This window comes from Synechococcus sp. R8-2 (assembly GCF_047461715.1).
GTDB lineage: Bacteria > Cyanobacteriota > Cyanobacteriia > Thermostichales > Thermostichaceae > Thermostichus.
Map to the genome: position 1 here is coordinate 1 of NZ_JANSHQ010000129.1, position 5011 is coordinate 5011.

Consider the following 5011-nt stretch of genomic DNA (forward strand, 5'->3'; position numbering starts at 1 on the left):
ATTGACTAGAGTCATGCTCTCCTTTCGACGGTTTGAGCGTGTGGCTGAGGTGAATCGCTGCTCATTTGGCCTGAAGAAGTTGGCCGGGAGAACGCTGCATGTCCCGTTTTGTGTTCGGCTCGGAGGAACTTGCGCCACTGCTCAGGCAGCAAGGTTGGCGGTTTACCACTGGATATCTGCACATTCACCTCAAGGGACTGGATCCCTCTGAGGGTGCGGAACCCTGGGTGTTGACCTACTACCACGGCAGGCTGCTTTTTTCTGCCGATCAACCCCTCAACACGCAAATCCTGCTGAAACGACTCTCCCGCTTTATTCCTCGCCTCAACTTGGAATGGCCACAGCGGGCCATCTCGGTGGTGCAAGAGCGCTTGATGAAAGACCATTCCTTACCTGAGCTGCTGGAGGCTATCACGCAATTGGGCCTGCTCAAGCCGGGGGAGCTGGAAGATGCCCTGTGGCTCAACCTGCTTACCGATTTCGACCGCTACCTATTCGAACGGGCAGGCACCTGTTACTTTGAGGTGCAGGAGCAGGTCGCCCAAGAGGCCCCCATTGGCGGGTTTGAGTTGGAGCCGCTGCTGCAAGAAGCCGCCCGGCGCCACGATCGCTGGGCAGATTTGAAGGTGGCGATCCCAACCCTGTTGGCGGTGCCGGTGGTCAATTGGGAACGGGTCAACCGCTACCGCATCACCGATGAGCAACGACAGAAGCTCCACACCCTCACCAAAGATGGCCAGTCGCTGGAAGCAATCGCCAAGAAGCTGTGCCGGGATCGGCTGGAGGTGGCCAATCTCTTTGCCTCCTGGGCGAAAAAAGGTTTGGTCAGCCTACAAACACCCCAAGAGCTGCTGCAGACCAAGCGCCACAACCCGATAACCATCTTGGCGGTGGACGACAGCGTGGTGATGCAGGAAATCCTACGGCAGTATTTGCCCAACTATCAGGTGATTACAACGGGCAACCCCGCCGAGGTGCTTCCTTTGTTGTTTCAGCATCGGCCCCACCTGTTGTTGATGGATATCGCCATGCCGGGGATCGATGGTCTAGAGCTTTGCCGCATTGTGCGCAGCTTAGAAGAGTTTAAGTCCCTTCCCATCCTGATGGTTACCGCTCGCGATGGTCTGCTGGCCCGCATCCGCGGCAAATGGTCGGGGGCAACCGCCTACTTGACCAAGCCCTTCAACGAAAGTCAGCTTAATGCAGAGGTGAAGCGGCTTCTGGCCCAACAGCCGCCTGCCCACAGACAAAATCCTCTGTCGGTTCAGGGAGGCAGAACAGGTCATCCTGCCCTGTTTCAGGGATCCCCCCGTTCCCTCGAGGATCAAGCCAAGGCGTAGTGTCCTTCTGAGTTGATCCCCGTCGCCATTGGCTTTCCTGTCAAAATCAACAAAGGTTTTATGTTAGATAAGAAGTCAACTCAAGAGACCATAACTTGTCTGGGCTGACTGCTAATGTCAATGGATTGATAGCTCATTAGGACATGCCCAAAAGAGAAAAATAGGTTGCCGGGGATTTCAGAAACAAGAGACGAAGTAAGCATCCCATACACTGAAAACTTATCCGATCAACCTTCCTCATTGTCATCACGACCGGCTACTTCAATCTCTCTCAGGAACTGGCTTTTCCCCGCTGGCATTAGAGGTCGTTTAAGCCTTAGAGAAGCCTCACAAGGCTTCTGGCAAAAGAGTCCATACTAAGGGTACCGACAAACAAGCCCTGAAGACATGAAATAAAGATCGAACAGGGTTCAGCAGGCACTTCTGAAGGCAAACCAGAAATATTAAACGCTGTCGTGGATCCCGGCAAGATCAATGAGAGGGAGAAATCAAGCAGAAATTGCTCAGGATCCATGGACAGGGATCCCAAGAATACGTAAAATCGAGTAAAGAATGTAAAGAAAACGCCACACTTCTCCAATTGGTCCCGATCCCCAAGGAGCATTATGCTGCGACTGGAACACATTAGCAAAATCTATCCCACCGGTGAGGTGCTCAAGGATGTGAACTGGGAAGTTAAGCCTGGGGATCGCGTCGGCCTAGTGGGAGTAAACGGGGCCGGAAAGACCACCCAGCTCAAGATTATCTGCGGGCAAGAAGAGCCGACCAGCGGCGAGGTGATCCGCCCCACCAACCTGCGCATCGCCTATCTCACCCAAGAATTTGGAGTGGATCCCGCCCGAACGGTGCGAGAAGAGTTCTGGACAGTCTTTCAAGAGGAAAACCGCATTCACCAAGAAATTGCCCAAATCACCCAACAGATGGAGCAGGCGGACGCGGACACGTTGGAAACCCTTTTGCGCCGTCTAGATCGTCTACAGCGCCAATTTGAGAGTTTACATGGCTATGAACTGGAGGCGCGTATTGAGAAAATCCTGCCGGAAATGGGGTTTGAGCCGGAGGACGGGGATCGGTTGGTGAGCGCCTTCAGCGGCGGCTGGCAGATGCGCATCAGCCTGGGGAAAATCCTGCTGCAAAAACCCGATTTGATGTTGCTAGACGAGCCGACCAACCACCTAGACTTGGAGACCATTGAGTGGCTGGAAAACTACCTCAAGAGCTTGACGATCCCCATGGTGATTGTTTCTCATGATCGAGAGTTTTTGGATCGGCTTTGCACCCAAATTGTGGAGACGGAGCGAGGAGTTTCTACGACATACTTGGGTAACTATTCTCAATACCTACTCCAAAAAGCTGAACGGCGAGAGGCACAACAAGCTGCCTACGAACGTCAGCAAAAGGAAATTGAAAGGCAACAAACCTTCATCGATCGCTTCCGGGCCAGTGCCACCCGCAGCACTCAGGCCAAAAGCCGCGAAAAACAACTGGAAAAGATCGAGCGGGTCGAAGCGCCCATTGGCGACGTGCGTACCCTCAAGTTTCGCTTTCCCCCTGCTCCCCGCAGTGGTCGCGAGGTGGTGAAGATCGAGAATTTGACGCACATTTATGGAGATAAGATTTTGTTTTTGGGTGCGGAGCTGTTGATCGAGCGTGGGGATCGCGTCGCCTTTCTGGGGCCCAATGGGGCAGGAAAATCCACCCTGCTGCGTCTTATCACCGGCCTAGAGCAACCTACCGAGGGATCTGTGAAATTGGGAGCACACAATGTGATCCCTGCCTACTTCGAGCAAAATCAAGCAGAGGCTTTGGATCTGAGCAAAACCGTCTTGGACACCATCCATGACGAAGTGCCCGACTGGAAAAACGAAGAAGTGCGCACGCTGTTGGGTCGCTTTTTGTTCAGCGGCGACGCCGTTTTTAAGAAAGTAGCGGCTTTGAGCGGGGGAGAAAAAGCCCGCTTGGCGTTGGCGAAAATGCTACTTCAGCCGGCCAACCTACTGATTTTGGATGAGCCCACCAACCACTTAGATATCCCGGCCAAAGAGATGCTGGAAGAAGCTTTACAGCATTACGATGGCACGGTGATCCTTGTTTCTCACGACCGCTACTTTATCTCAAAAGTGGCCAACAAGATTGTAGAGATTCGCAACGGAGAGTTGGTCGCCTACCAGGGCAACTATCACTACTATCTAGAAAAGATCGCTGAAGAGAAAGAGAAAGCCCGACAAGAGCGAATCGCTGCCGAAAAACGAGCCAAAGAGCGAGAAAAACAGAAAGCCAAAAAGGCAGCCGGCAAAACCTAAGGAGCCAAAGCAATGTTTACGGGTCTGGTTCGAAGTTTGGGCACAGCCCAGTTGATCAATTCTTCACAGCTACGGGTTACCTGTCCCCGGTTGCAACCTCAGTTGGCCTATGGAGATAGCGTGGCGGTGGACGGCCTTTGCCTGACGGTGGTGGAGATTCTGCCCGATGGATTTTTGGCCGATGTTTCGCCGGAAACCCTGCGGCGCTCGACTTGGGGCCAGGGATCCCTCGGCCCGCGCACAGTCAACCTGGAACCGGCGCTGCGGGTAGGAGACAAGTTAGGGGGGCATTTTGTCAGCGGCCATATCGATGGGGTGGGGCAACTGTGGGATCAAGCCGCCACCGGCAACGCCTGGGAGCTGAGCTTCAAGGTTCCTGAAGAGATCGGGCGTTACATCGTACCCAAGGGCAGCGTGGCGGTGAATGGGGTGAGCTTGACCATTGCCGAAGTGCGCCAAGGGGGCTGCTGGTTCAAGGTGGCTGTGATCCCCCAAACCTACCGCGAGACCAACCTTTCTCAGCTCCAAGTTGGGGATCCCGTCAACATAGAGGCGGATATTTTGGGCAAGTATGTGGAAAAATTGCTGGGCTTGCTGCCCCCCGAGAGCAGCGTTTCTCTGGAGTTTCTGGCCGAGCATGGCTATATCTAGGTACCTTTCCCATGATCCACCCCGAGGAAGTTGAGCGCCTGCGCGGCGTAAATGTTTATCTCATTGGGATGATGGGCAGCGGCAAATCCACCGTGGGATCGGAGCTGGCAGCCCAGTTGCGCTTTCAATTTTTCGACACCGATGGTCTGGTGGAGCAGGTGGGGGGTTCTTCCATCGCTCAGATCTTCGCCGAGCATGGGGAAGCCTACTTCCGGGATCTGGAGACGCAGGTGTTGGCCCAGTTGAGCAGCTACACCCGGTTGGTGATCGCCACAGGCGGCGGCATTGTGTTGCGCCCCAAAAATTGGAGCTACTTGCACCATGGCCTCACCGTTTGGCTGGATGCGACCCCCGAGCTGATTTGGCAGCGGCTCAAGCGGGATCCCGGCCAACGCCCCCTGCTGCAAACCCCCGACCCCCAAGCTGCCCTGTACAAGCTGATGCAAGAGCGAGAGCCGTTCTACGCCCAAGCCGATGTGCGGGTGCCCATCCGGTCAGAAACTAGCCCGCCCCAGTTGGTTGAACAGATCTGGCAAGCCATTCGCGCCCGCTTGCGAGACGGGATCCCCTCCTAGCCACCTCGCGCCCAACACAAAAAGGGATCCCATGAGGGATCCCTGAACTCTTTAGTTTTTGATTTTTGATTACTCAAGATTCGCCGGGAGCGGATCCCTGACGAGACCAGAACGGCTTCCTTTAGAGCGCATTGCCGCGGGG

General features: G+C 54.8%; 4 protein-coding genes. All 4 read left to right on the top strand.

All coding sequences use genetic code 11. From position 1 onward, the window contains the following. The first annotated feature begins 98 nt into the window (after window positions 1-98). The 4 genes from NW819_RS03700 to NW819_RS03715 all read left to right on the top strand — a co-directional run bounded on the left by NW819_RS03700 (window position 99) and on the right by NW819_RS03715 (window position 4869). Window positions 99-1340: a response regulator gene (locus tag NW819_RS03700; RefSeq protein WP_011433340.1), complete on the top strand. Its 1242-nt coding sequence runs from the start codon at window positions 99-101 to the stop codon at window positions 1338-1340. Window positions 1341-1945: 605 nt separating this feature from the next. Beyond that, the gene (locus tag NW819_RS03705; RefSeq protein WP_414412923.1) at window positions 1946-3643 is read left to right on the top strand and encodes an ATP-binding cassette domain-containing protein; all 1698 of its coding nucleotides are present in this window, start codon (window positions 1946-1948) and stop codon (window positions 3641-3643) included. A 12-nt stretch (window positions 3644-3655) separates the two neighbouring features. Next, a complete protein-coding gene (locus tag NW819_RS03710; RefSeq protein WP_414332173.1) occupies window positions 3656-4294 on the top strand; it encodes a riboflavin synthase in 639 nt (212 codons plus the stop codon). 11 nt (window positions 4295-4305) lie between these two features. Then, a complete protein-coding gene (locus NW819_RS03715) occupies window positions 4306-4869 on the top strand; it encodes a shikimate kinase (protein WP_414374890.1) in 564 nt (187 codons plus the stop codon). Window positions 4870-5011 lie beyond the last annotated feature (142 nt).